This window comes from Nocardioides sp. (assembly GCF_035576065.1).
Taxonomy (GTDB): Bacteria; Actinomycetota; Actinomycetes; order Propionibacteriales; family Nocardioidaceae; genus Nocardioides.
In genome coordinates this window covers 91,296-114,769 of the sequence record NZ_DATLWX010000030.1, presented here as the reverse complement: position 1 = coordinate 114,769, position 23,474 = coordinate 91,296, and the positions used below count along the sequence as shown (strand labels likewise).

Annotated in this window: 27 protein-coding genes; 8 read left to right on the top strand and 19 right to left on the bottom strand. The window is 69.7% G+C overall.

All coding sequences use genetic code 11. The annotated features are described in order from the left end of the window. Positions 1–3: 3 nt before the first annotated feature. From hemB to VNJ48_RS14365, 7 genes are all read right to left on the bottom strand, one after another. Positions 4–1,011, bottom strand: coding sequence for a porphobilinogen synthase (gene hemB / locus VNJ48_RS14395; RefSeq protein WP_325603258.1), 1,008 nt, complete (start codon positions 1,009–1,011; stop codon positions 4–6). Next, positions 1,008–2,639, bottom strand: a complete 1,632-nt coding sequence (locus VNJ48_RS14390; RefSeq protein WP_325603255.1) for a uroporphyrinogen-III synthase — start codon at positions 2,637–2,639, stop codon at positions 1,008–1,010. Before VNJ48_RS14390 ends, hemB begins: the two co-directional genes overlap by 4 nt. Then, positions 2,636–3,574 (bottom strand): hydroxymethylbilane synthase, encoded by a 939-nt coding sequence (gene hemC, locus VNJ48_RS14385; RefSeq protein ID WP_325603252.1) that lies wholly within the window; start codon positions 3,572–3,574, stop codon positions 2,636–2,638. The genes VNJ48_RS14390 and hemC overlap by 4 nt, the downstream gene beginning before the upstream one ends. Beyond that, positions 3,571–4,866 carry a glutamyl-tRNA reductase gene (locus VNJ48_RS14380; RefSeq protein ID WP_325603251.1) on the bottom strand — a complete coding sequence of 432 codons (1,296 nt, stop codon included), beginning with the start codon at positions 4,864–4,866 and terminating at the stop codon, positions 3,571–3,573. Before VNJ48_RS14380 ends, hemC begins: the two co-directional genes overlap by 4 nt. Further along, a complete protein-coding gene (locus VNJ48_RS14375) occupies positions 4,863–5,546 on the bottom strand; it encodes a redox-sensing transcriptional repressor Rex (protein WP_325603250.1) in 684 nt (227 codons plus the stop codon). The genes VNJ48_RS14380 and VNJ48_RS14375 overlap by 4 nt, the downstream gene beginning before the upstream one ends. Before the next feature lie 162 nt (positions 5,547–5,708). Then, complete coding sequence (locus VNJ48_RS14370; protein WP_325603248.1) at positions 5,709–5,951, bottom strand: glutaredoxin family protein; 243 nt, start codon at positions 5,949–5,951, stop codon at positions 5,709–5,711. Further along, complete coding sequence (locus VNJ48_RS14365; protein ID WP_325603246.1) at positions 5,948–7,543, bottom strand: class I adenylate-forming enzyme family protein; 1,596 nt, start codon at positions 7,541–7,543, stop codon at positions 5,948–5,950. The genes VNJ48_RS14370 and VNJ48_RS14365 overlap by 4 nt, the downstream gene beginning before the upstream one ends. A gap of 60 nt (positions 7,544–7,603) precedes the next feature. On the opposite strand from VNJ48_RS14365, the gene VNJ48_RS14360 reads away from it, so the two are divergent. The 3 genes from VNJ48_RS14360 (at position 7,604) to VNJ48_RS14350 (ending at position 10,724) form a co-directional block, all read left to right on the top strand. Next, positions 7,604–8,485 (top strand): HAD family hydrolase, encoded by an 882-nt coding sequence (locus VNJ48_RS14360; protein WP_414689958.1) that lies wholly within the window; start codon positions 7,604–7,606, stop codon positions 8,483–8,485. A 111-nt stretch (positions 8,486–8,596) separates the two neighbouring features. After that, on the top strand, positions 8,597–9,337 hold the full coding sequence (locus tag VNJ48_RS14355) for a sigma-70 family RNA polymerase sigma factor (RefSeq protein WP_325603244.1): 741 nt from the start codon (positions 8,597–8,599) through the stop codon (positions 9,335–9,337). A gap of 97 nt (positions 9,338–9,434) precedes the next feature. After that, on the top strand, positions 9,435–10,724 hold the full coding sequence (locus VNJ48_RS14350; RefSeq protein ID WP_325603242.1) for a DUF5667 domain-containing protein: 1,290 nt from the start codon (positions 9,435–9,437) through the stop codon (positions 10,722–10,724). Positions 10,725–10,755: 31 nt separating this feature from the next. On the opposite strand, the gene VNJ48_RS14345 is transcribed toward VNJ48_RS14350, so the two are convergent. From VNJ48_RS14345 to VNJ48_RS14325, 5 genes are all read right to left on the bottom strand, one after another. Beyond that, complete coding sequence (locus tag VNJ48_RS14345; protein ID WP_325603240.1) at positions 10,756–11,904, bottom strand: lysophospholipid acyltransferase family protein; 1,149 nt, start codon at positions 11,902–11,904, stop codon at positions 10,756–10,758. Further along, positions 11,897–12,898: an NAD-dependent epimerase/dehydratase family protein gene (locus VNJ48_RS14340; RefSeq protein WP_325603238.1), complete on the bottom strand. Its 1,002-nt coding sequence runs from the start codon at positions 12,896–12,898 to the stop codon at positions 11,897–11,899. The genes VNJ48_RS14345 and VNJ48_RS14340 overlap by 8 nt, the downstream gene beginning before the upstream one ends. Positions 12,899–12,935: 37 nt before the next feature. Further along, positions 12,936–13,037: a 30S ribosomal protein bS22 gene (locus tag VNJ48_RS14335; protein WP_008356322.1), complete on the bottom strand. Its 102-nt coding sequence runs from the start codon at positions 13,035–13,037 to the stop codon at positions 12,936–12,938. Between the two features lie 148 nt (positions 13,038–13,185). Next, positions 13,186–13,392 (bottom strand): helix-turn-helix domain-containing protein, encoded by a 207-nt coding sequence (locus VNJ48_RS14330; protein ID WP_325603236.1) that lies wholly within the window; start codon positions 13,390–13,392, stop codon positions 13,186–13,188. A 178-nt stretch (positions 13,393–13,570) separates the two neighbouring features. Beyond that, the gene (locus tag VNJ48_RS14325; protein WP_325603234.1) at positions 13,571–14,752 is read right to left on the bottom strand and encodes an acetoin utilization protein AcuC; all 1,182 of its coding nucleotides are present in this window, start codon (positions 14,750–14,752) and stop codon (positions 13,571–13,573) included. A gap of 128 nt (positions 14,753–14,880) precedes the next feature. On the opposite strand from VNJ48_RS14325, the gene VNJ48_RS14320 reads away from it, so the two are divergent. The 4 genes from VNJ48_RS14320 to VNJ48_RS14305 are packed head-to-tail and all read left to right on the top strand — an operon-like array spanning position 14,881 to position 16,890. Next, complete coding sequence (locus tag VNJ48_RS14320) at positions 14,881–15,297, top strand: hypothetical protein (protein ID WP_325603233.1); 417 nt, start codon at positions 14,881–14,883, stop codon at positions 15,295–15,297. 7 nt (positions 15,298–15,304) lie between these two features. Next, positions 15,305–15,718, top strand: coding sequence for a thiol-disulfide oxidoreductase DCC family protein (locus VNJ48_RS14315; protein ID WP_325603231.1), 414 nt, complete (start codon positions 15,305–15,307; stop codon positions 15,716–15,718). Further along, a complete protein-coding gene (locus VNJ48_RS14310; RefSeq protein WP_325603229.1) occupies positions 15,684–16,358 on the top strand; it encodes a TetR family transcriptional regulator in 675 nt (224 codons plus the stop codon). The genes VNJ48_RS14315 and VNJ48_RS14310 overlap by 35 nt, the downstream gene beginning before the upstream one ends. 31 nt (positions 16,359–16,389) lie before the next feature. Further along, positions 16,390–16,890, top strand: coding sequence for a general stress protein (locus tag VNJ48_RS14305; protein ID WP_325603227.1), 501 nt, complete (start codon positions 16,390–16,392; stop codon positions 16,888–16,890). Positions 16,891–16,906: 16 nt separating this feature from the next. Here the strand turns inward: VNJ48_RS14305 and proC are convergent, their stop codons facing one another. The 7 genes from proC to VNJ48_RS14270 form a co-directional block, all read right to left on the bottom strand. After that, positions 16,907–17,710, bottom strand: coding sequence for a pyrroline-5-carboxylate reductase (gene proC / locus VNJ48_RS14300; protein WP_325603416.1), 804 nt, complete (start codon positions 17,708–17,710; stop codon positions 16,907–16,909). An 8-nt stretch (positions 17,711–17,718) separates the two neighbouring features. Next, positions 17,719–18,648, bottom strand: a complete 930-nt coding sequence (locus tag VNJ48_RS14295; RefSeq protein WP_325603414.1) for a proline dehydrogenase family protein — start codon at positions 18,646–18,648, stop codon at positions 17,719–17,721. Positions 18,649–18,692: 44 nt separating this feature from the next. Further along, positions 18,693–19,430, bottom strand: a complete 738-nt coding sequence (locus VNJ48_RS14290; RefSeq protein ID WP_325603225.1) for an ABC transporter permease — start codon at positions 19,428–19,430, stop codon at positions 18,693–18,695. Next, complete coding sequence (locus tag VNJ48_RS14285) at positions 19,427–20,143, bottom strand: ABC transporter ATP-binding protein (RefSeq protein WP_325603222.1); 717 nt, start codon at positions 20,141–20,143, stop codon at positions 19,427–19,429. The genes VNJ48_RS14290 and VNJ48_RS14285 overlap by 4 nt, the downstream gene beginning before the upstream one ends. A 160-nt stretch (positions 20,144–20,303) precedes the next feature. Next, positions 20,304–20,894 (bottom strand): TetR family transcriptional regulator, encoded by a 591-nt coding sequence (locus VNJ48_RS14280; RefSeq protein WP_325603220.1) that lies wholly within the window; start codon positions 20,892–20,894, stop codon positions 20,304–20,306. Next, positions 20,894–21,682 carry a sugar phosphate isomerase/epimerase gene (locus VNJ48_RS14275; RefSeq protein ID WP_325603218.1) on the bottom strand — a complete coding sequence of 263 codons (789 nt, stop codon included), beginning with the start codon at positions 21,680–21,682 and terminating at the stop codon, positions 20,894–20,896. Before VNJ48_RS14275 ends, VNJ48_RS14280 begins: the two co-directional genes overlap by 1 nt. Next, entirely contained in the window at positions 21,679–22,620 is a 942-nt protein-coding gene (locus VNJ48_RS14270; protein WP_325603216.1) for a Ppx/GppA phosphatase family protein, read from the bottom strand. The genes VNJ48_RS14275 and VNJ48_RS14270 overlap by 4 nt, the downstream gene beginning before the upstream one ends. A 55-nt stretch (positions 22,621–22,675) precedes the next feature. Between VNJ48_RS14270 and VNJ48_RS14265 the strand changes: the two genes are divergently transcribed. Further along, the gene (locus VNJ48_RS14265) at positions 22,676–23,452 is read left to right on the top strand and encodes a hypothetical protein (RefSeq protein ID WP_325603214.1); all 777 of its coding nucleotides are present in this window, start codon (positions 22,676–22,678) and stop codon (positions 23,450–23,452) included. Positions 23,453–23,474 lie beyond the last annotated feature (22 nt).

The window sequence follows — 23,474 nt, the reverse complement described above, 5'->3', positions numbered from 1 at the left end:
CGCTCAGCGCGCGAGCAGGCGGGCTGCGTCCGCAGCCCAGTAGGTGAGGATCACGTCGGCTCCGGCTCGCCGAATGCTGGTCAGTGTCTCGAGCACAGCGGCGTCGCGGTCGATCCAGCCGTGGGCAGCCGCGGCCTCGATCATGGCGTATTCGCCGGAGACGTTGTAGGCGGCGACCGGCACGTCGACAGCCTCACGCACGCGACGGACCACGTCGAGGTAGGCCAGCGCCGGCTTCACCATGACGATGTCGGCGCCTTCAGCCACATCGAGCAGTGCCTCACGCACGCCCTCGCGGACGTTGCCGGGGTCCTGCTGGTAGGTCCGCCGATCGCCCTCGAGGGACGAGCCGACTGCTTCTCGGAACGGTCCGAAGAAGGCCGAGGCATATTTCGCCGAGTAGGCCAGGATCCCCACCCGCGAGTGCTCGGCGGCATCGAGAGCGCGCCGGACCACCGCGACCTGACCGTCCATCATCCCGCTGGGACCGACCATGTCGACGCCGGCCTCGGCCTGGGCGAGGGCCATGTCGGCGTACGCCGCGAGCGTCTTGTCGTTGTCCACCTCACCGTCGGCGGTGAGCAGCCCGCAGTGACCGTGGTCGGTGAACTCGTCCAGGCACAGGTCGCTCATCACCGTCAGGGCGTCGCCCACCTCGGCGACCGCGTCGTTGATGGCGAGGTTGAGGATGCCGGTGGGGTCGATCGCCCCGCTGCCGGTGGCGTCCTTCGACGAGGGCACGCCGAACAGCATGACGCCGCCGAGGCCCAGGTCCGCTGCCTCGGAGACGGCTGCGCGCAGGGAGTCGCGCGTGTGCTGCACCACCCCGGGCATCGAGGAGATCGGCACCGGCTCGGAGATGTCCTCGCGGATGAAGACCGGCAGGATCAGCTGACCTGCCTGCACCGTCGTCTCCCCCACGAGTCGGCGCAGCGCGGGAGTCCGCCGCAGGCGACGCGGGCGGATGACCGGACCCACGACGTCCTGCGGCTCGCCCGCGCCGACGGTCACTTCGCGCGGACCTTGCGGCGCGCCGTGGGCTTGCGTTCGCTGGGCTTGGTGACCGGCTCGCCAGCCTCCAGCAGGTCGAGGCGACGGCTCGCACCGAAGTCCGCGAGGGCGTCCACGAGGAGCTCGACGTCGGGCTGGGGAGCCAGCACGTCGACCCGCAGACCGTGCTCCTCGGCGGTCTTCGCCGTGGCCGGGCCGATGACCGCGATGATCGTCGAGGGGTGCGGCTTGCCAGCGATGCCGACCAGGTTGCGCACGGTCGAGGACGAGGTGAAGACGACGGCGTCGAACTTGCCGGACTTGATCGCGTCACGGGTCTCGGCCGGCGGCGGGGTTGCGCGCACCGTGCGGTAGGCCGTCACGTCGTCGCACTCCCAGCCGAGATCGATCAGACCCGCGACGAGGTTCTCGGTCGCGATGTCGGCGCGCGGGAGGAAGACCCTGTTGATCGGGTCGAGCACGTTGTCGTACGGCGGCCAGTCGGCCAGCAGGCCAGCAGCGGACTGCTCGCCCGAGGGCACCAGGTCGGCTCGCAGGCCCCAGGCGGCGATCGCCTCGGCGGTCTTGTCGCCGACGGCGGCGATCTTCAGCCCCGAGAACGCACGCGCGTCGAGGCCGTACTCCTCGAACTTCTCGCGCACGGCCCGGACCGCGTTCACCGAGGTGAAGGCGATCCACTCGTAGCGGCCCTCGACGAGACCGCGGACGGCCTTGTCCATCTGCAGCGGGTTGCGGGGCGGCTCGACGGAGATCGTCGGCACCTCCTCCGGGACTGCGCCGTATTCACGCACGCGGCGCGAGAGCGAACCAGCCTGCTCCTTCGTGCGCGGCACGAGGACACGCCAGCCGAACAGCGGCTTGGTCTCGAACCACGACAGGGTCTCGCGCAGGTTGACCACGCGACCGATGACAGTGATGGCCGGCGGTGCGATGCGCGCGGCGCGAGCGTCGGCGGCGATGTTGGCCAGGGTGGAGATGACGGTGGACTGCTCGGTGGTGGTGCCGACGCGAGTCATCGCGACCGGGGTGTCCGCGGAGCGACCCGCGGCGACCAGGGCGGCGGCGGTCTCACCGATGGATCCCACGCCGGAGAGCAGCACGAGGGTGCGGTCGTCGGCATACTGCGTCCAGTCGATCTTGCTGCTGCCGCACGTCACCACGGCCACCTCCCGGTGGTCCTTGGTCGTCAGCGGGATGCCGGCGTAGGCCGGGACCGCGGAGACCGACGAGATGCCGGGGACGATGTCGAAGCCGACACCGGCCTTGGCGCAGGCCTGCGCCTCTTCGGGACCGGAGGCGTAGAGGAACGGGTCGCCGGTCATCAGCCGCACGACGCGGTGCTTCTTGCCGTGCTTGACCACGACCTTCGCGCGCGCCGCGTGGGTCAGGGGCTGGCCGTCCTCGCCGAAGCCGCCGTCGACGATCACCGGACCGCCGTCGCTCACCCCGATCAGGGTGCGCACCAGGTCGATGTGCTCGGGGGCCTCGGTCACGATCACCTCGGCCTCGCGCAGCAGCTCCACCGCCCGCACCGTCATCAGGCCGGGATCGCCGGGGCCGCTGCCGACGAACGACACCCACCCCCGGGTCGCGGTGGTGGTGTCTGTGGTCTTCGCTGGTCGCGTCATGCCTGCTGCTTCCTCACTGGTGCGTGCATCAAATCTGCGGCGCCATCGGCGAGCATCTCGCTCGCGAGGCGGGTCCCGGTGCCGGCGGCGTCGTCAACCGCACCGGTCATGCTCATCCGAACCGACAAACCACCGTCGGACGACAGTGCGACGGCCCTGATCCAGAGCTCGTCGCCGTCCTCGCCCTCGACGACCTCCGCCAACGCCCCGAGTGGTGCGGAGCAACCGGCCTCGAGGGTGGCCAGCACGGCGCGCTCAGCGTTGACTGCGGCACGAGAAGCCGGGTCCTCGAGCTCGGCCAGCCGGCCGAGCAGCTCGGTGTCGTCACTGCGGCACTCGATCGCCAGCGCGCCCTGCCCGGGGGCAGGGATCATCTGGAGCGGGTCCATCACCTCGGTGGCCTCGTCGGCACGACCGAGGCGGACCAGGCCGGCGAGGGCGAGCACGACGGCGTCGTACTCACCGCTGGCGACCTTGCCGAGGCGGGTGTCGACGTTGCCTCGGATGTCTTGGATCTCGAGGCCCAGACCGAGGGCTTCGAGCTGCGCGGCCCGGCGCGGGGAGCCGGTGCCGACACGACTGCCACTGGGCAGCTCGCCCAGGGTGAGACCGTCGCGGCCGACGACGGCGTCGCGGGGGTCCTCCCGGGTGGGCACCGCGGCCAGGGCGATGCCCGCAGCAGGCTGGGTGGGCAGGTCCTTGAGCGAGTGGACGGCCACGTCGACGTCGCCTCGGAGGAGGGCGTCGCGGACGGCGCCCACGAACACGCCCGCGCCACCCATGGTGGCCAGAGGCGCGCTGTTGACGTCACCCTCGGTCGTGATCTCCACGAGCTCCACTTCACGCCCCAGCCGCTCGCGAATCAAATCGGCGACGTGCCCGGACTGGGTGGTGGCAAGTGCGGAGCGGCGGGTGCCGATGCGCAGGACAGTCATGGGCGGCCGTCCTCGACCGCGGCGCGGGTGACGGCATCGACGGCGTCGGGATCGAGCGCGAAGAGCTCCGCCAGGGCGGTGGCGTAGGACACGGCGCCGGCCTCGTCGGCCAGCTCCTTGACGCGCACGGTCGGCTCGTGAAGGAGCTTGTCGGCGACGCGACGGACCGTGTGCAGGACCTCGGCGCGGGTTGCCGGGTCGAGATCGGGCAAGCGGACTGCAAGTCGCTCCATCTCCGCCTCGACCACCGCGGTGGCCATGGAACGCAGGGCCACGACGGTCGGGGTGACACTCGACTGGCGGCGGGCCGAGAGGAAGGCGCTGATCTCCTGCGCGACGATGTCGCGGACGCCTTCGACCTCCAGGGCCGCCTCTGTGTCGCGCAGCTCGTCGGCGAGCGTGGCCAGACCGACCAGGCTGACGCCGGGGAGCTCCTGGACGTCGGGGGCCACGTCGTGCGGCAGGGCGAGGTCGATGATCGCCAGCGGATGGCTGACGCCGGCCCGCGCGCCGGCGAGCGCGTCACGCGTGATCAGCACCCCGGCGGCGCCGGTGCACGAGACGACCACGTCTGCGTCGCGCAGGGCGCTGTCCAGCTCGGAGAAGGGCAGCGGCCGGGCGGCGTACTGGCGGGCGAGCCGGTCGGCCTTGCTGCTCGTGCGGTTGACGACGACGATGTCGCTGGCGCCCAGCCTGGAACAGGTCGAGATGGCGAGGGAGGCCATGGCGCCTGCACCGACCACGACGACGCGCCGACCCGCGACCGAACCCGGGATGCGCTCGAGCGCAGCAGTCACCAGGGAGGGAGCGGCCCGGTCGATGTCGGTCTCGGCGTGGGAGCGCTTGCCGACGCGCAGTGCCTGCTGGAAGAGGACGTTGAGGGCCGGACCGACGGTGCCCAGCTCCTGGCCGAGACGGAGTGCGTCCCTGGTCTGACCCAGGATCTGGCCCTCGCCGACGACCATCGAGTCGAGCCCGGAGGCGACGTTGAACAGGTGGGAGACGGCGCCGTCGTCGTAGTGGACGTAGAGGTGCGGGACGAGCGCCTCGGTCGACTCGCCGGCACGCTCGACGAGCAGCCGCGAGACTTCCTCGATGCTGCCGTGGAACCGGTCGACGTCGGCATAGATCTCGAGGCGGTTGCACGTCGAGATGACGGTGGCCTCGCTGACGTGCTCGCTGCCCATCACGTCGTCGACGAGCTTGGTGACGCCGTCGGCATCCAGCGCGAGCCGCTCCAGCAGCGCGACGGGCGCGGACTTGTGGGAGACACCCACCACCAGGACGCTCACGCTGAGCTCTCCTGGGCGAGCGCGTTGGCCGCGGCCTTGCGCTGGACGTGGAAGGCGAGGATCTGGAGCTCGATGGAGAGGTCGACCTTGCGCACGTCCACCCCGGCCGGCACCGAGAGCACGGTGGGGGCGAAGTTCAGGATGCTGGTGATGCCCGCGGTGACCATGCGGTCGGCGACGTCCTGGGCTGCGAGCGCGGGCGTGGCGATGACGCCGATGGCGACGCCGTGCTCGGCGGCAATCTCCTCGAGCTCGTCGAAGGGGCGGACGTCGACGCCGGCGACGACTTCGTCGTGCCGGTCGGGATCAGCGTCGAGCAGTGCCACCACGCGGAAGCCGCGACTGCGGAAGCCGGAGTAGTTGGCGAGGGCGTGCCCGAGGTTTCCGATGCCGACGATGACGACCGGCCAGTCCTGGGTCACGCCGATCTCGCGGGCGATCTGGTAGCGGAGGTATTCGACGTCGTAGCCGACACCGCGCGTGCCGTAGCTGCCGAGGTAGGAGAGGTCCTTGCGGAGCTTGGCCGAGTTGACGCCGGCAGCGGTGGCGAGCTCCTCCGAGGAGCAGGTCTCGGTGCCGTCCTCGGCCAGCGTGATGAGGGCACGGAGGTAGATGGGCAGCCGAGCGACGGTGGCCTCGGGGATGTCCCGGGCCGTGTCGTTGGACGTGCGTGCAGTCACCGCGTCTTCTCTCCAGTCCTCTCGATCCCGGGTGTGGGAAACCCGTGTGAAGTCGATCGGACGCGATCACTGTAGGAGTTTGTGAACGAGAGAACAAACTGAGCCGACATGGCGGCTAGCACATGTGACGAGGCCCACCAGCACCGGGGTGGCCGGGCAGGATCAGCCGAGGAGGGCAAAGCGCAGGCGGTCCGGATCGACCCGCCAGAAGTCGTGCTGCTTGCCGTCGACGAACGTCACCGGCACCTCCTCGGTGAAGCGCTCCTGCAGGGTCGGGTCGGTGTCGATGTCGACCTCGGAGAAGGACTCGCCCAGCTCGGCACAGACGGCCGCGATGATCGTCCGGGCGTCGTCGCAGAGGTGACAGCTCGGGCGGCCGTAGAGGATGACGCGTGGCTGGCTCACTCCAACAGACCCAGGGCGCGCCGCCGCTCCATCCCCCGCAACCGGCCCTTCTGCACCTTGCCGGTGACGGTCAACGGGAGCTGGTCGACCACCTCGATGCGCGTGGGTTGCTTGAAGCGGGCCAGGCGTACGGCGGCGTGTCGACGCACGCTCTCGGCGAGCTCGTCGTCCGCGCCCGTCGTGACGACGTAGGCCACGACGGTCTCGCCGGTCGCTGCGTCCTCGACCCCGATCACCGCCGCGTCGAGGACACCGGGCACCTCCCGGATGACGTCCTCGACCTCCGAGGGATAGACGTTGAACCCGCTGACGATGACCAGCTCCTTGATCCGGTCGACGAGGAAGAGGTCGCCGGTGTCGTCGAGCAGGCCGACGTCACCCGTCGACCACCAGCCTTCCGCGCTCGGGCCGCCGTCCGCGTCGGGCCAGTAGCCACTGAAGAGGTTGTCGCCCTTGACCTGGATCTCGCCGGGATCGTCACCGCTCGCGAACCCGCCGCGGGCGTCGACCAACCTCAGCTCGATGCCGGGCAGCGCTGCGCCGACCGAGCCGTTCTGGACCTTGGCGCTGCACAGGGTGCTGGTCACCACGGGCGCGGCCTCCGTCAGCCCGTATCCCTGGTGGACAGGGATGGAGGTGAGGGCGGTGAACTCCTCGATCACCTCCCGCGCCAGCGGGGCGGAGCCGGACAGGACGAGCCGGACGGGTCCCAACCGCTCGGCGAGGTCCTCGATCCCTCGCCAGTGGGCGAAGACCGGTGGCGCGATCGGGACCACGCTGACCGCCTCGTCCTCGATCAGGTCCAGCACCCCGATCGGGTCCCAGTGCTCGACGAGCAGCAGCTTGGCCCGGTGGCGGAGGACGCCGCCGAGGACCGCGTTCAGCCCGTAGACGTGAAAGAGCGGGAGCACTCCCAGCACGACGTCGTCCCCGTGGATCATCGGCGGGTCGATCCGGCCGACCTGGTCCAGGTTGGACACCAGCGCCCGGTGGGTCAGCATCGCCGCACGCGGCCGTCCGGAGGTCCCACTGGTGTAGAGGAGGGCGGCGAGCTTCTCGGGGTCGGGGAGCGGCGGCACCGGGATCGCCGCCGTCGCGACCAGGTCGGCGAACGGCACTTCGCCGTCGCCGGGCGCCTCGTCGATCACCACGATGCGGGGGCGCTGTGCCCGAGCGACGAGGTCGTCGTCGAGGTCGGTCGACTCCCCGCGCAGCGCGGCGCCGACGTCGGCGCAGGCGGTGCGTACGGCGGACAACGCACCCGCATCGGTGATGACCAGGCGGGTCCCGGAGTCGGCGATCATCCGCGCCAGCTCGTCGGAGGTCGAGCGCGGGTTGACCGGTACGGCGACGACCTGGGCTCGCAGCACGCCGAGATAGCTGCTGACGAACTCGACCCGGTTGCCCACCACGATCATGACGCGGTGGCCGGCCAGGATCCCGAGGCGACCCAGGCCGGTGGCGAGCGATGCGACCTCGCTCTCGAGCTCGAGCCAGGTGCGGCCCCGACCGCCGGACTCCACCAGCGCCAGGCGGTCCGGCGCCTCCACCGACGCGTTCAGCACGAGGTCTGCGACGTCGATCTGCGGCATGGGCCGATACTTCCACACGCTTCACCCCTGGGAAGGGGCTCGCGGTCTACGCTGACGGGCGTGACGCCGCCTGACCGGACCCGCCGACTCAACCTGCAACAGCGTTCCACGATGGCGGGAGAGGCGGCTGCGGCGGCTGCCGACGTGGAGACGGCGCTGAACATACCCAGCGACCTCACGGCAGCGGCGTTCTTCGACGTGGACAACACCCTCATGCAGGGCGCCAGCATCTTCCACTTCGCTCGCGGGCTGCACCGCCGCAATTTCTTCACGACGCGCGAGATCGTCGGAGCGGCCTGGAAGCAGACCTACTTCCGGCTGGTGGGCGTCGAGGACCCCGAGCACGTCGCCGAGGCACGCAACTCCGCCTTGAGCTTCATCGCCGGTCACACGGTCACCGAGCTCGAGGAGATCGGCGAGGAGATCTTCGACGAGGGGATGGCCCATCGCATCTGGCCGGGCACGCGAGCGCTCGCCCAGATGCACCTCGACCAGGGCCAACGGGTCTGGCTGGTCACCGCAGCCCCGATCGAGATCGCCTCCATCATCGCGCGGCGCCTGGGCCTCACCGGGGCGATGGGCACCGTCGCGGAGCACGAGGACGGCGTCTACACGGGGCGTCTCGTCGGCGACCTTTTGCACGGACCGGCGAAGGCCGAGGCAGTCAAGGCGCTCGCGCTGCGCGAGAACCTCGACCTGAGCCGCTGCTCGGCCTATTCCGACTCGGTCAACGACCTCCCGATGCTGTCCATGGTCGGCGACGCATGCGCCATCAACCCCGACGCCCGGCTGCGCGCCCACGCCAAGGTCCAGGGCTGGCGGATCCGCGACTACCGCACCGGTCGCCGTGCCGCCCGCGCCGGTCTCGTCGTGGCGGCAGCGGCCGGCGGAGTGAGCGGCGCCCTGGCCGCCGGTGCGGCCGTCCGCTCCCGTCGTCACTGACCGCCCTCACCGATCCCCGCCACCCCAACGTGGGTTCCCATCAGCCCGGGCACGGCATACCCTGCTTGTTTGGCCGATGTGCTGGCCGCACCTGGGAGGGTTGACAGATTCATGTGGGGTGACACGGAGTTCGCGGCCGGGCTCGATGCCCTGCGTCGCGCCGTCGCCCTCGCGCTCGTGCCGGCTCCCCACCCCGCGTTCGGGGTCCTGATGACCGAGGCGGCCGTGCCCGCAACCGCCCCCCCGTCCGGGTTCGGTGACGCCGACCAGGCCGTCTCCTCCGAGGAGGACGAGGCGGAGCGCACGCGCCTCATCGCGCTGGTCGAGCTGGCGCGTGGCGGCGACAAGGAGGCCTTCGGCCTGCTCTACGACCACTACCAGCCCTCGGTCTACCGGTTCCTCTACTACCGCACCCGCTCGGCGACGCTGGCCGAGGACCTCACGTCCGACACGTTCTTCCGGGCGCTGCGCAGCATGAACAACTTCCGTTGGCAGGGCCGAGACTTCGGCGCGTGGTTGATGACGATCGCCCGCAACCTGACGACCGACCACTTCAAGGCCGGACGGACCCGGCTCGAGATGGCCACCGAGGACATGGGCCTCCACGACGACGCGACCGAGGGGCCGGAGTCCGAGGTGCTGGCCGGGCTCACCAACGAGGTCCTGCTGACCGCCCTCAGCGAGCTGCCCAACGAGCAGCGCGAGTGCCTGATTATGCGCTTCCTCCAAGGCATGAGCATCGCCGAGACGGCCTTGGCGCTGGGCCGCTCCGACGGCGCGGTCAAGCAGCTCCAGCTCCGGGGTGTGCGCAACCTCGCCAAGCTGATGCCCGAGGGGATGAGGGACTCATGACCCGGGCCGTAACCTTCGGGCCCCCCGCGTCGTTTGACCGGGTGGAGGGGCACCGAACGGCCGTGAGAGACGGCCAGCTGAAGCAAGGAAGATCGCGATGACAGGGCCTTTCTCGGTACGCCGAAGAGCCGATGAGTTCAACTCGGCTCTCAGTCACCCCTCCACGCCACTGACCGAGCGTGATGCGCGACAGTTCGCGGATCTGCTCGCCGTCGTGAGCGACCTCCGCTCGATCCCGGAGCTCCAACCACGTCCCGAGTTCGTGGCCGACCTGCGATCACGACTGATGGTCGAGGCCGAGACTGCCCTGCTCCCCCAAGCCGTCCGCACCCTCACTGCGGAGGAACAACGGATCTCTGTGCCGGTCCGGACCAACAGGCGCGACCGCCGGGTGGCCGCGGTGCTGGGTGGTGCCGCGCTCATCGGGGCCACCACGTCGATGGCGGTCGCTGCCCAGACGGCACTGCCCGGAGAGTCGCTCTACCCGGTCAAGCGTGCCCTGGAGGATGTCGAGACCCGCGTCGCCGGCAGCGACGCCGCCAAGGGCGAGGCCATGCTCGCCCACGCACAAGGACGGCTCGACGAGATCGACGAGCTGGCCGACCGCAGCAACCCCGCCAGCGTGAGTGCGATCGGCTCGACCCTCGACACCTTCAGCGACCAGGCGAGCGACGCGTCTGCGGTGCTGCTGACGGCGTACGACCAGACCGGCGACGAGGCGGTCATCATCGAGCTGCGTACATTCACCGAGACCAGCATCGGCCGTCTCGCCAGCCTCCAGTCCGCTCTCCCCGTGTCGTCACGCGAAGAGCTGGTCGCAGCCGCCGAGACGCTCAGCGACATCGACCGCCGGGCGAGCGAGGTGTGTCCCTCCTGCGGTGGGGTGCCTGCCTCGGTCCCGTCCAACCTGCTTGCCGGCGCCGTTTCCTCCTCTGACGTGGGATCGCTGATCATCGCGGCGAGCCAGGACCCGGTGCTGAACAAGCCGTTCCGGCCTGAGGCCCCGCCCGTCACCCCCGCCCCGATCTCGGGACAGGATGTCGAGGGTGTGGAGGTGCCCGACCTGACGGTGCCCGACCCCGGCGTCACCCCGACGGGCACACCGGCGCCGACCCCCGGCACCGGCACCGGGACGGGTACTGGCAACGGCACCGGCACTGGCAACGGGACGGGGACCGGGAACGGGACCGAGCTCCCGGGCACCGGCACCGGCGTCGATCAGCCCGTCAACGAGGTGACCAAGCTGCTCACCGGCGACCTGGACGACGTCGCGTCAGGGCTGCCGGTCACCAACGAGGTCACCAACGGCGTGGGCACGGCCGTCGACGGCACGCTCGCGGAGCTGGACGACACCCTGGACGGGATCTCCCCTCCGTCCCTGCCCTGATCGGCGCTTGCCCTGACCGGGCCGACCCGGCTCAGCGGAAGACGTTGTTGCGTTCGCGGAGCAGGGCGAAGAGCGTCTGCTGGATGGTCTCGCGCGCCTGGTCGGTGACGTTGAAGACCAGCATCGGGTCCTCCGCCTCGCTGGCGTCGTAGGAGTCGGTGCGGATGGGCTCCCCGAACTCCAGCAGCCACTTGGAGGGCAGTGGCACCAGACCCAGGGGTCCCAGCAGCGGGAAGAACGGGGTGATGGGGATGTAGGGGATGCCGAGGAGTCGGGCCAGGGAGGGGAGATTGCCCACCATGGGATAGATCTCCTCCGCACCCACGACCGAGAGCGGCACGATCGGCACGCCGGTGCGCAGGGCGGCGGAGACGAACCCGCCTCGTCCGAACCGCTGGAGCTTGTAACGCTCGCTGAACGGCTTGCCGATGCCCTTGAACCCTTCGGGCCACACACCGACGAGCTCGCCGCCCGAGAGCATCCGCTCCGCGTCCTCACCGCAGGCCAGCGTCGCACCGCTCTTGCGCGCCATCGAGCTGACGAACGGCATCTTGAAGACCAGGTCGGCCCCGAGCGGTCGCAGGAAGCGCCCCGTCTCGTCGTGGATGGCCACCATCGTCATCAGACCGTCGACGGGGACTGTCCCGGAGTGGTTGGACACCACGAGGGCGCCGCCGGTGGCGGGGATGTTCTCGACACCGCGCACCTCGACCCGGAACCACTTCTGGGCGATCGGGCGCAGGGCGGCCATCAGGAAACGCTCGGTGACCTCGGCGTCGAAGCCGTATTCGTCGACGACGTATTCGCCGGCGAGCCGGCGCCGCATGAAGGCCATCATCTCGGCGAGCCGGCGCTCCCACTGCTCCCCGAAGACCTCCAGCGCGGCGTCCTGGAAGGCGGCGAGCCAGTCGCCGACGGGCACGCCTGCGAGCGGGTGCCGCTCCTCGGTGGTGACGGGTGTCCGGGTCACGGCGACGGGAGGAGGCGTGGCAGCAGGCTCGTGCGCGGGCTGCTTCCGCTGCCTCTGAGCTGACGCCTTCTCCTTCGGCGTCCGCTTCTTCGAGCCGCCGGCGAGGCTACGAGCCGCAGCAGAGGGGCGCTCACGCCCGGTGCCGCGGCCGGGGCGACCGTTGGTGCCGATCGGGATGATCTGCGCATCCGAGCTGCCTGCGTCAGACATGTGCGACTCCCCCTTCAGCAGGTCCGAGCACAGCGCCGCGCACCGGCACGCCGAGGGAGACACCGAAGTCGGCGAAGGCCGAAGCCGTGGTGAACCGCGGCTCGAAGCCGAGCACCTCACGCATCCGGGTGGTGTCGACCCCCCGACCGAAGGTCAGGAAGCCGATCTGCTCGGGTGAGAAGTCAGCGACCCGAGCCTGTCGCAGCACGGACCCGAGCCGGCCCACGGCGAAGGCGGGCATGGAGACGCTCGGCTTGCCCAGGCGACGGATCGCCTGCGACAGCATGAGGATCCCGTCGCCGGCGACGTTGAAGGTGCCGGGGACTCCGCTGACAACTGCGTGCTTGAGCACGTCGAGCAGGTCGTCCTCGTGCAGGAACTGCAGGCGCGGATCGAAGCCGATCACGCGCGGGAGCACGGGCAGCCGGAAGTAGCTGGTGAGGGGACTGACGACGTCGGGGCCGATGACGTTGGCGGCGCGGATCGTCGTGACCGTCACGTCAGGACGTCGGCGCGCGAAGCCGCGGACGTAGCCCTCGACCTCGTAGACGTCCTTGGCGTATCCGGAGCTGGGCAGCCTCTTGGGTCCCATCTCCTCGGTGAACATCGCCGGGTCACGCGAGCTGGCGCCATACATCGTGGTCGTCGACTTCACGACCAGGTGCTTGACGATGGGCGACTTCTGGCATGCAGCCAGCAGCTGCATGGTGCCCATCACGTTGAGCTCCTTCATCGTGTTGCGACCGCCGGCGGAGCCGGGGGTCGCGATGACGCTCATGTGGACGACCGTGTCGACGTCCTCCTTCGCCAGCACCTTGGCGATGACGGGACTGCGGATGTCGGCCCGCACGAAGGACACGTCGCCGATGTCACCGCGAGGAGGGACGACATCCACGCCGATGACGCGGTCGATGGAAGGGTGGCTGGCGGCTGCGCGCGCGAAGCGGCGACCCACGTCCCGGGAGATCCCGGTGACCAGCACGACCCGTCCCATGACCTGTCGACCTCAGCTGTGTGAGTACGGCGAGTGGTTACTTGCCGAGCTTGCGACGCTGCACGCGCGTCTTCTTCAGCAGCTTGCGGTGCTTCTTCTTGGCCATGCGCTTGCGCCGCTTCTTGATGACTGAACCCACGAAAGAACCTTTCACGAACCTGCGCGGACGCAAGAGATGCGCCCCCGGCGCGCAGGCGACTGCCCGCACGACTCAGACAGCCTACTGTGCGGGCTTGACGGGCGAGAATCGGTGTCCGATCACCCGCTCGGCGCCAGCTCGGTGGCGGTCAGCCGGCGTTGTAGAAGCTCTTGCGCAGGTATTCGTTGACGTCGTCCTCGGTCACCCGGAACGATCGGCCGACCCGGACGGCCGGCAGCTCGCCGCCGTGGACGAGGCGATAGACGGTCATCTTCGAGACGCGCATCTTGGCCGCGACCTCAGCAATCGTCAGGAAGACGACGTCGGACATGTCTCCAGGGATGTTGGCAGCCATCGGTGCACCGTTCCTTCTGCGCAACGGCACCGGCTTCCCCACCGGTGACACGAATTCGTGGCGCTCTGTGGGTGACAATAGGGCCAATGTGACCCGTGGGGAAGGGTGTTACTAGAGAAACATGAGGGACTACCGGCGTGTCGGGTTGATTTGACTCCTCGACCGCCCGGCAGACCCGTCAGTGGTAGGGGTCGAGCCCGTGCAGCGGGAAGACCTCGGTGCGCGTGGCCATGATCTCCCGATCGAGCCAGGTCGCCGGATCGTAGCCGCCCGACCAGTCGCGATAGGCAGGAGTGCGGCCGTCGGTGAGGCGGTATGGCGCCGTGCGGCCGGTGGCGTCGAGGACGTGGGCTCGCCAGTCCGCGGGCGTCTCTGTCGTCGGCTCCAACGGGCGCCCGGCGACGATCGCCAGCAGGTGGCTCCAGGCGCGGGGCACCACCTCGACGAGCGCATAGCCGCCCCCGCCGGTGACGACCCACTTGCCCTCACACAGCTCATGGGCCAGCTCATGGAGAGCGAGGTACGCCGCACGCTGCCCGTCGACGCTCAGCATCAGGTGCGCCAGCGGGTCCTCCATGTGCGAGTCGCAACCGTGCTGGGTCACCAGGATCTGTGGCTGGAACTCTCGCAGCACGTGCGGAACGACGGCGTGGAAGGCGCGCAGCCACCCTGCGTCGGCCGTGCCGGGCGGCAGGGAGACGTTGACCGCACTGCCCTCCGCGCCCACTCCGCCGGAGTCCTGGGCGAAGCCGGTGCCGGGGAACAGCATCTGGCCGGTCTCGTGCAGGGAGACGGTGAGCACGCGCGGGTCGTCGTAGAAGATCTTCTCCACGCCGTCGCCGTGGTGGACGTCGATGTCGACGTAGGCGACCCGCTCGACGCCCTGGTCGAGCAGGGTCTGGATCCCGACGGCGATGTCGTTGTAGATGCAGAAGCCGCTCGAGCGGTCGGCCATCCCGTGGTGCAGACCGCCGGTGATGTTGGCGCTGTGCAGGGACTCGCCGCTGTGCACCTGCCGGAACGCCTCGACGGTGGCGCCGACCACGTGGGCGGCGGCCACGTGCATGTCGTGGAAGACCGGGTTGTCCTCACTGCCGAGGCCGTGCTTGAGGTCCTCGCCTCCTTCGGTCCCCAACCGCGTGACGGCCGAGATCAGCTCTCGGGTGTGCACCGCGGCGATCAGGTCGTCGTCGGCCATCGGGGCGGGCACGACGGTGAGGTGATCGAGGATGCCGAGGGATTCCGCCAGCCGCATCGTCAGGTCGACCCGGATCGGCGACATGGGGTGCGACGGTCCGAAGTTGTATTCGGTCAGCGAGGGGTCGAAGACGACCGACGCCGGTCCGGAGCACTCGAGCATGGGGGGGAACCTATCTCCCCGTGGCCTCGACCTCTGCCGCGAGACGCGCCACGCCCCGAGTTGAACGCGTTCAACATTTGTGCCACAGTGTTTTGAACACGTTCAATTCCCCAAGAAGAGAGATCACCATGGACTGGACCGCCGCTTCCTACTTCACCTACCTCGCCGTGACCGTGCCCCTGACCATCTGGGTCGCACGGACGCTCTCGACCAATGGGCGCGTCTTCCTCGAGGACGTCTTCGACGACAACGCGGCCCTCGCCGACGCCATCAACAAGATGCTCGTCGTCGGCTTCTACCTGCTCAACGTCGGTTTCGTGATGCTCTACCTCCAGACCGGCAGTCTCGTCATCGACCTCTCCACCCTGATCGAGGTCGTCAGTGTCAAGGTGGGCGCGGTGATGGTCGTCCTCGGCCTGATCCACTTCACCAACGTCTACGTCTTCAACTCGATCCGCCGCCGGGTCCGGATGGAAAACCTCCGCACCCCGCCGCTGGCGCCCCAACAGTTCGTCGGCCCCGCCCAGCCCGCCTACCCGCGGTGAGCCTCCGATGCGACTGACGGTGCTGTACGACGATCGGTGCGGCATGTGCCGGACGTTCAGCGCCTGGCTCGGCAACCAGGCGCACCTGGTCGAGGTCGACCTCGTCCCCGCCGCGTCGGCCGTGGCGCAGCGCCGCTTCCCGGCGCTCGACCACGGTCGGACGCTCGAGGAGATCACGGTGGTCAGCGACGCCGGGGAGGTCTGGACGGGTGGCCACGCCTGGGTGATGTGCCTGTGGGCCACCGCTGCCCATCGTGTCCTGGCCGAGAGTCTCGCTCGCCCGTCACGGCTTCCCATCGCCAGGGGCGTCGCCCATCTCGCAGCCGGGATGCGCACCACCAGCGCGGCCCGGCTGTCCGCCGTCGGGGGTGACTACCCTGAGGACTGTGCCGGAACCTGCGCCCCGAACGCCCAAGGCTGAGCAGACCCGCGCGACCATCGTCGCCGCCGCGATGGATCTCTTCCGCACCAACGGGTTCGACGGCACCACGATGCGCGGCATCGCGGACGGCGCCGGCGTCTCGCTGGGCAGCGCCTACTACTACTTCAGCGGCAAGGAACACCTGATCCAGGCGTTCTACAGCCAGATGCAGGACGACCACCTGGCGGCGGCGCGGAAGGTCCTGGAGACCGAGTCCGACTTCGCGGCGCGTCTGCGCGGGGTGCTCACGGTCTGGGTCGACGTCGCGGCGCCGTACCACGAATTCGCCGGCACGTTCTTCAAGAACGCCGCCGATCCGACCAGCCCGCTCTCGCCCTTCTCCCCCGAGTCTGCAGACGCCCGGGCGGCGAGCACAGCGATCTTCCGCGACGTGGTCGAGGGTTCCGACCTCAAGGTCGCCAGCTCGCTGCGGCCACGGCTCCCCGAGCTGCTCTGGCTGCTCCACATGGGCGTCGTGCTGTTCTGGGTGCACGACCGGAGTCCGCGACAGGAGCGCACCCGCACCCTCGTAGCCGGCGCCGTCCCGCTCATCGACAAGCTCGGGCGACTCTCGCGAGTGCCGGTCGTGCGCGGCGTCGTCAACGACGTCGTCGCCCTGCTCGACTCGTTCGACGATTGAGCCGCCCCGACCACGGTGCGACACTCGACGCATGGACAAACCAGCCAAGCGCCCAGCCGACCTCGACCTGGACTTTCCGCAGTCGCTGGCCGTCTATGACACCTACGACGAGGCGCAGCGCGCGGTCGACCACCTCTCCGACAACGAGTTCCCGGTCGAGAACCTGATGATCGTCGGCACCGACCTCAAGCGGATCGAGCGCGTGACCGGACGTCTGACCTGGGGACGCGTGGCCCTCGCAGGCGCCATCACCGGACTGTGGTTCGGCGTCTTCGTCGGACTGGTTTTCGCGCTGTGGGTCGAGGACGGCGGGGTGGTCGGCATCTTGTTGTCCACGGCGCTGTTCGGCGCCCTCTTCGGCGTCGTGTGGGCCCTGACCGGCTATGCCGCCACACGCGGGCGGCGCGACTTCAGCTCGGTGACGGCGGTGGTGGCCACGCGCTATGAGGTGCTGGTCGAGCACAAGCACCGCGAGGCGGCCCGCACGATCCTGGCAGCGACGCCGGGGTTGCTGCCCGATCCCTACGCCTGAGGAGCCTCGAGCCGGCTCAGGATCCCTCGGCCAGCTCCCGGGAACGGTCCCGGGCTGCTTCCATCGCGGCGAGGAAGGCGGCGCGGACCCGGTGCACCTCGAGCTCTCGCAGCGCCGAGGCCGTGGTCCCACCGGGCGAGGTGACCTGCTCGCGCAGGACCACCGGGTGGGTGCCGGTCTCGCGGAGCATCTTGGCCGAGCCGTAGAGCGTCTGGATGACCAGCTCCGTGGCGGTGGCGCGGGGCAGGCCGAGGTGGACGCCTGCCTCGATCATCGACTCCACCACGAAGAAGATGTAGGCCGGACCTGAGCCACTGATCGCGGTGACCGCGTCCTGCTGCTTCTCCGGCACCCGCACGACGCGGCCGGTGGAGGCGAGCAGCGCCTCGGCCTCGGCGAGGTGCGCCTCGTCGCAGTGGGAGCCGGGCGAGATCGCCGCCATCCCCTCGTCCACGAGCGCGGGCGTGTTGGGCATGACCCGGACGACCGCGACACCCTCGGGCACGCGCGACTCGATGAAGGCCGTGGTGATGCCGGCGGCCAGGCTGACGAGGAGCTGGCCCGGTCGCAGCTCGGGTCCGATCTCCTCGAGCACGGCTGCCATGTCCTGCGGCTTGACGACGAGCGCGACGGTGTCGGCTTTGCGGGCCGCCTCGATGTTGGACACCACCGAGACGCCGTACCGCTCCTCAAGCTCACGACCACGCTCGGCGCGCTTCTCACCGACGAGCAGGAGGTCGACCCGGCGTCCGGCGCGGACGAGTCCGGAGAGCAGCGTCTCGCCCATCACGCCGGCGCCGATGATGGCCGTCTGGGCCATGGTCACTCCTACTTCTTCGAGACGAGGGAGCGCAGGAAGAATGTCAGGTTCTGGGGACGCTCGGCGAGGCGTCTCATGAGGTAGCCGTACCACTCCTGGCCGTAGGGGATGTAGACCCGCACGGTCTCCCCTGCCTTCGCCAGGCGCTTCTGCTCGTCGGGCCGGATGCCGTAGAGCATTTGGAACTCGTAGGTGCCGGGGCGGCGGCCGTGCCGGCTCGCCAGCGACGACGCGATCTGGATCATCCGGGGGTCGTGGCTGGCGATCATCGGATAGCCCTGACCCGCCAGCAGCACCTTGAGGCAGCGGACGTAGGACTTGTCGATGTCGAGCTTGTCCTGGAACGCCACGGCTTCGGGCTCGTGGTAGGCGCCCTTGCACAACCGCACGCGCGAGCCATCGTAGGCCAGCGAGCGGCAGTCGGCCTCGGTGCGGTGCAGCATGGCCTGGAGCACGGCACCGGTCTCGGGGAAGTCCTTGCGCAGCTCACGCAGGATCCCCAGCGTCGAGTCGGTGGTGGTGTGGTCCTCCATGTCCAGCGTGACGGTCGTGCCGGCGTTGCGGGCGGCGCGGCAGATCTCCCGGGCGTTCTCGAGCGCGACCTTCTCGCCGTTCTCGGGCAGCGCCTGGCCCACCGCTGACAGCTTCACGCTGACCTCGGCCTTGCTGGCGAGGCCGCGGCGACCGAGCTCCGCGAGGAGGTCCTTGTAGGCGGCCACGGTCGCCTCGGCCTGGGCTGCGTCCAAGGTGTCCTCGCCGAGGAAGTCCAAGGTGACGAACAGTCCGCCGTCGATCAGCCGGGCCGTGGCGTCGACGGCCGAGTCGGTGGTCTCGCCCGGGACGTGACTTGTCACGATGCCGGAGGACACGGGCATCGTGCTGACGAGGTTCTTGACGACGTCGCTCTTGGCGAGCAGGAGGATCGGCCGACGAAGCAGTGACATGCAGGCAAGGCTACGCCGAAGCGCCCCGACAGACCCAGTCAGGCCGTACGCCGCCGTAGCGTCGCTGCCCCGAGCGCGAGCCCGGCGACGGCGAAGGCCAGGACGACTGCGATGTTGCGCCATACCAAGGACTCGTCGGCCGAGACGACGAGCTCCTGCATCGCATCGATGGCGTAGGACAGGGGCAGCACGTCGCTGATCGCCTCCAGCACGGGCGGCAACGCCTCTCGCGGCACGAAGAGCCCGCACAGCAGGAGCTGAGGGATGACCACCAGCGGCATGAACTGCACGGCCTGGAACTCGCTCGTCGCGAAGGCGCTGACGAACAGACCGAGCGCGGTGCCGAGGACCGCGTCGACGATGGCCACGATCCCGAGCAGCCAGACCGGACCGTTCACATCGAGCCCCAGGAACCCGACGCTGACACCCACGGCCAGGCTCGCCTGCACCGCTGCGATGGCTCCGAACGCGAGGGCGTAGCCCAGCAGGAAGTCGAGCTTGCCCATCGGCATCGCGAGCAGGCGCTCGAGGGTGCCACTGCTCCGCTCGCGCAGCGTGGTGACGCTGGTGACCAGGAACATGATGATGAAGGGGAACATCGCCAGCAGCCCGGGGCCGAGGGTGTCGAACGAGTTGCCCGGAAGGTCCTCGAACATCCACCACAGCAGGCTGACCAGTGCGCACGGGACCACCAGCAGCATGACCAGGGTCCGGTGGTCGCGGCGGATCTGGGTCAGGACGCGGCCGGCGACGGCGAGGGTGGTGGCGGGTCTCATGCGGCAGTCCCTTCGACGATCCGCAGGAAGGCGGCTTCGATGTCGTGGGAGTCGCCACGTATGTCGGCAGGTGAGCCGCTCGCAATGATCTGCCCGTCCCGCATCAGCACCAGGTGGCCACAGCGTTCGGCCTCGTCCATCACGTGACTGGAGACCAGCACGGCCGTGCCTGCCTCGGCGATCCGGTGGAACAGCGCCCAGAGATCGCGGCGGAGCACGGGGTCAAGTCCGACGGTGGGCTCGTCCAGCACGAGCACGTCGGGCTCTCCGAGCAGGGCGACCGCCAGGCTGGCCCGCGAACGCTGTCCGCCACTGAGCCGGCCCACCACCTGGTCGCGGTGGTCGCCGAGGTCGACAGCATCCGCCGCCTCCTCGACCACACGATCGATGTTCCCGGGCACGCGGAGCACGCGGGCGAAGAAGCGGAGGTTCTCGGCGACCGACAGGTCGTCGTACACGCTCGGCGCCTGGGTGAGGTAGCCGATGCGGTTGCGCAGCGACGGGCAGCCGGCCGGCAGACCGAGGATCTCCACGGTCCCGGCGTCGATCTTCTGGACACCGACGATCGAGCGCATCAGCGTCGACTTCCCGCACCCGCTCGGACCGAGCAGGCCGGTGACGCCGCCTCCGACCTCCAGACTCAGACCGGGGAGCACCTCGCGACCCCCGCGCGCAACGCGGAGGTCCTTGATCTCGATGACGTTATTCACCACGTGTTGAATTGTGATCCTGCGACCTCGTGGTGTCAAGCCGCCACGTGGTGACTGTTCACCATGGGATGTCGACGAATGGGCACTTCCCTTGGTCAATTGACCATGGGAAGTGCCCATTGACCGACATCCCATGGTGAACAGTCAGCAGACCGACCTGACGTCAGGGGAGCTCGCCGGTGAGGTAGCGCTGGAGGGTCGGCGCATAGGTGGCGATCAGGAGAGCCGGGGACATCGAGGCGATGGGCTCCACTCGGAGCACGTAACGCATCAGGATCAGCCCCAGCACCTGGCTGGCGAGCAGCGGCATCCGGTGCTCGGGACGGTCCAGCCCCAGCGCGACACCGATCGGCTGGACGATCACGGGCAGGAAACCCTCGGAGAACAACCGGTCGCCGCCGGGTTCGAGCGCACTGCGGACCACGGTGAGCAACGCCGGCTGGAGGGCCGGGTCGTCCCAGACACCCAGGAAGGCGCCGAGGAAGCGCTCGGCCACTCGGTCGACCGGACCGTCGATCACGGGAAGGAGGACCTCCCGCGGGTCCACCGGCAGCTCCATCGCGGCCACGAACAAGGTGTCCTTGGTGCCGAAGTAGTGGTGCACCAGCGACGGATCGACCCCCGCCTGCGCAGCGACGGCGCGGATCGTCGTGCCTCGGAAGCCCTTCTCGGCGAAGCTCTGCCGAGCGGCCGCGAGCACATCGGCGCGGGTGTCCGGACCGCCCGGACGGCGACCCCGCGAAGGTCGGGCCATCAGGGTGTTCGTATGGCGAAGTGTTGACGCGCGAAGTCCAGCGACTCGATCAGGTCGTTCACGCGCTCCGCCCGACTGGTGCACTTGCGGGTGTTGATCTCCAGCACGATGTGGCCACCGAACTCACGCTCGGCGAGGTGGGAGAGGAACGCGGCCGCCTTCATCACGCCGCGGCCCGGCACCAGGTGCTCGTCCTTGGCGGACCCGCTGCCGTCGGTGAGGTGGATGTGGCGGAGCCGGTCGCCCATGCGCTCGGCCATCTCGATCACGTCAGATCCCGCGATGGCAGCGTGCGAGAGGTCGATCGTGGTGTTGGCGTAGGGCTGCTCACTGGGGTCCCAGCCCGGGAGGTACATCTCCATCCCCCGACGCGACGAGGCACGCCACGGATACATGTTCTCCACCGCGAAGGCCACCCCGGTGGACGCTTCCAGCGCAGCGATGCCGTCGACGAAGCCGGCGGCGTAGTCCTTCTGCCAGCGAAACGGCGGGTGGACGACGACCACCTCGGCGCCGACGTCGGCTGCGAGCTCGGCGGAGCGTTCGAGCTTGCCCCAGGGCTCGGTCCCCCACACCCGTTGGGTCCACAGCAGGCACGGCGCGTGGATGGCGCACACCGGCATCTCGTGGTGGTCCACCAGCTGCTTGATGGCCGCCGTCTGCTGGGACAGCGCGTCAATGCCGACCATCACCTCGACGGCGTCGTAGCCGGTCTGGGCGGCATAGCCGAAGGCGTGGGCGGTCGACTCGGGATAGACCGACGCGGTCGACAGGGCGATGAGGTTCACGAGCGCCCCAGCACCGAGATCTGGTCGAGGCTCTCGAGGATGACGCCCTCGCGCAGCGCCCAGGGACAGATCTCCAGCGCGGGCAGGTCGAAGATGTCCATGCACGCCTCAGCGACGAGCGCGCCCGGGACGATCTGATGCGTCCGGCTCAGCGAGACCCCCGGCAGGTGCGCCAGCTCGTCGGCCGACAGCGAGATCAGCTTGGGGATCCACTCGGCAAGGGTCTGGCGCTCCAGCACGCGGGGGACGAGGGCGCCGTCGCCACTGGGTGCGGCGCCGCAGATGCGGGCCAGCGACCGGAAGGTCTTCGACGTGGCGGCCGCGTGGTCCGGCGGACCGGGACGGAGCAGGTTGCCGGCGTCACGAGCGATCTCGGTGCGGATCTCCCGACGCAGCCGACGGACCGTCTCGTCGTCGGGCCGGTCGCCCGCGAACCACGTCCGCGCCAGCCTCGCGGCACCGAGTGGCAGCGACCACGCGACGTCGGGGGACTCGTCCGAGCCGCCGGCGATCTCCAGCGAGCCGCCACCGATGTCGAAGATCGCCAGCCGGCCCGCAGACCACCCGAACCACCGGCGTACGGCGAGGAACGTCAATCTGGCCTCGTCCTCGCCGGAGAGGACCTCGAGGTCGACGCCGCTCACGGCCTTGACGTGGGCAAGCACCTCGTGGGAGTTGACGGCGTCGCGCACTGCCGAGGTGGCGAACCCGAGCATGTCCTCGCACCCCTTGTCGTCGGCCACCCGGACGGCCGAGGCGCAGAACTCAGTGAGCGCGTCGATGCCGGCCGGTGTCACCGCCCCCCGCTCGTCGAGGTGCTCCGCCAGCCGAAGGGCCTGCTTGTGGGAGAAGGCCGGAAGGGGGGCCGCGCCACCGTGCGCATCCACCACGAGGAGGTGACCCGTGTTGGAGCCGATGTCGAGCACGCCCAGACGCATGGGTCCAAACTACTAGGGAAGCCTGACGCGCGAGGGTCGCCCGTAGGATCGCGTGGTGCCTGAAGTCGACCTCGTGTTCCCACGTGCCTATGTCGAGTTCGTCGACCCCGCCGACGAGGACCAGGTCTTCCGGTGCGACCTGACCTGGTTGACGTCGAGCTACATGTGCATCTTCGGCCAGGGTTGCCAGGGGATCTACGCGGACGCGCCCGACACCGGGTGCTGCACGCTGGGGGCGCACTTCGCGGACAAGGACGACGAGTCGCGTGTTGCGGCGTACGTCGCCCAGCTCACCCCTGACCACTGGCAGTTCCACCCGGGCCGAAGCGTCAAGAAGAGCGACTGGATCGAGAAGGACGACGAGGGCGAGCGGAAGACGCGGACCCGCGAGCACGCCGGCCAGAGCGCGTGCGTGTTCCACAACCGAGCCGACTTCGGGCCCGGGACGGGGCCCGGCGGCGCCGGTTGTGCGCTCCACGGGCTCGCGTTGGAGCAGGGCCGCAACCCGCTGGAGACCAAGCCCGACGTGTGCTGGCAGCTGCCGATCCGGCGCACCTACCGCACGGTCGAACGCCAGGACGGCACGTCCTACACCGAGGTGGCGATCGGGGAATACGACCGGCGCGGCTGGGGTCCCGGCGGGCACGACCTCGACTGGTACTGCTCGGGGAACACCGAGGCCCACGTCGCCGTCGACGCCGTCTTCGTCACCCACGCGCCCGAGCTGACCGAGCTGATGGGCGTGGGAGCATACGCCGAGCTCGTCCGTCACGCGGAGGCGCATGTGCGCTCACGGTCCGCGCTGGCGCTCCATCCGGCAGACCCCCGCTAGGCCCAACTTTCTCGACGTCAAG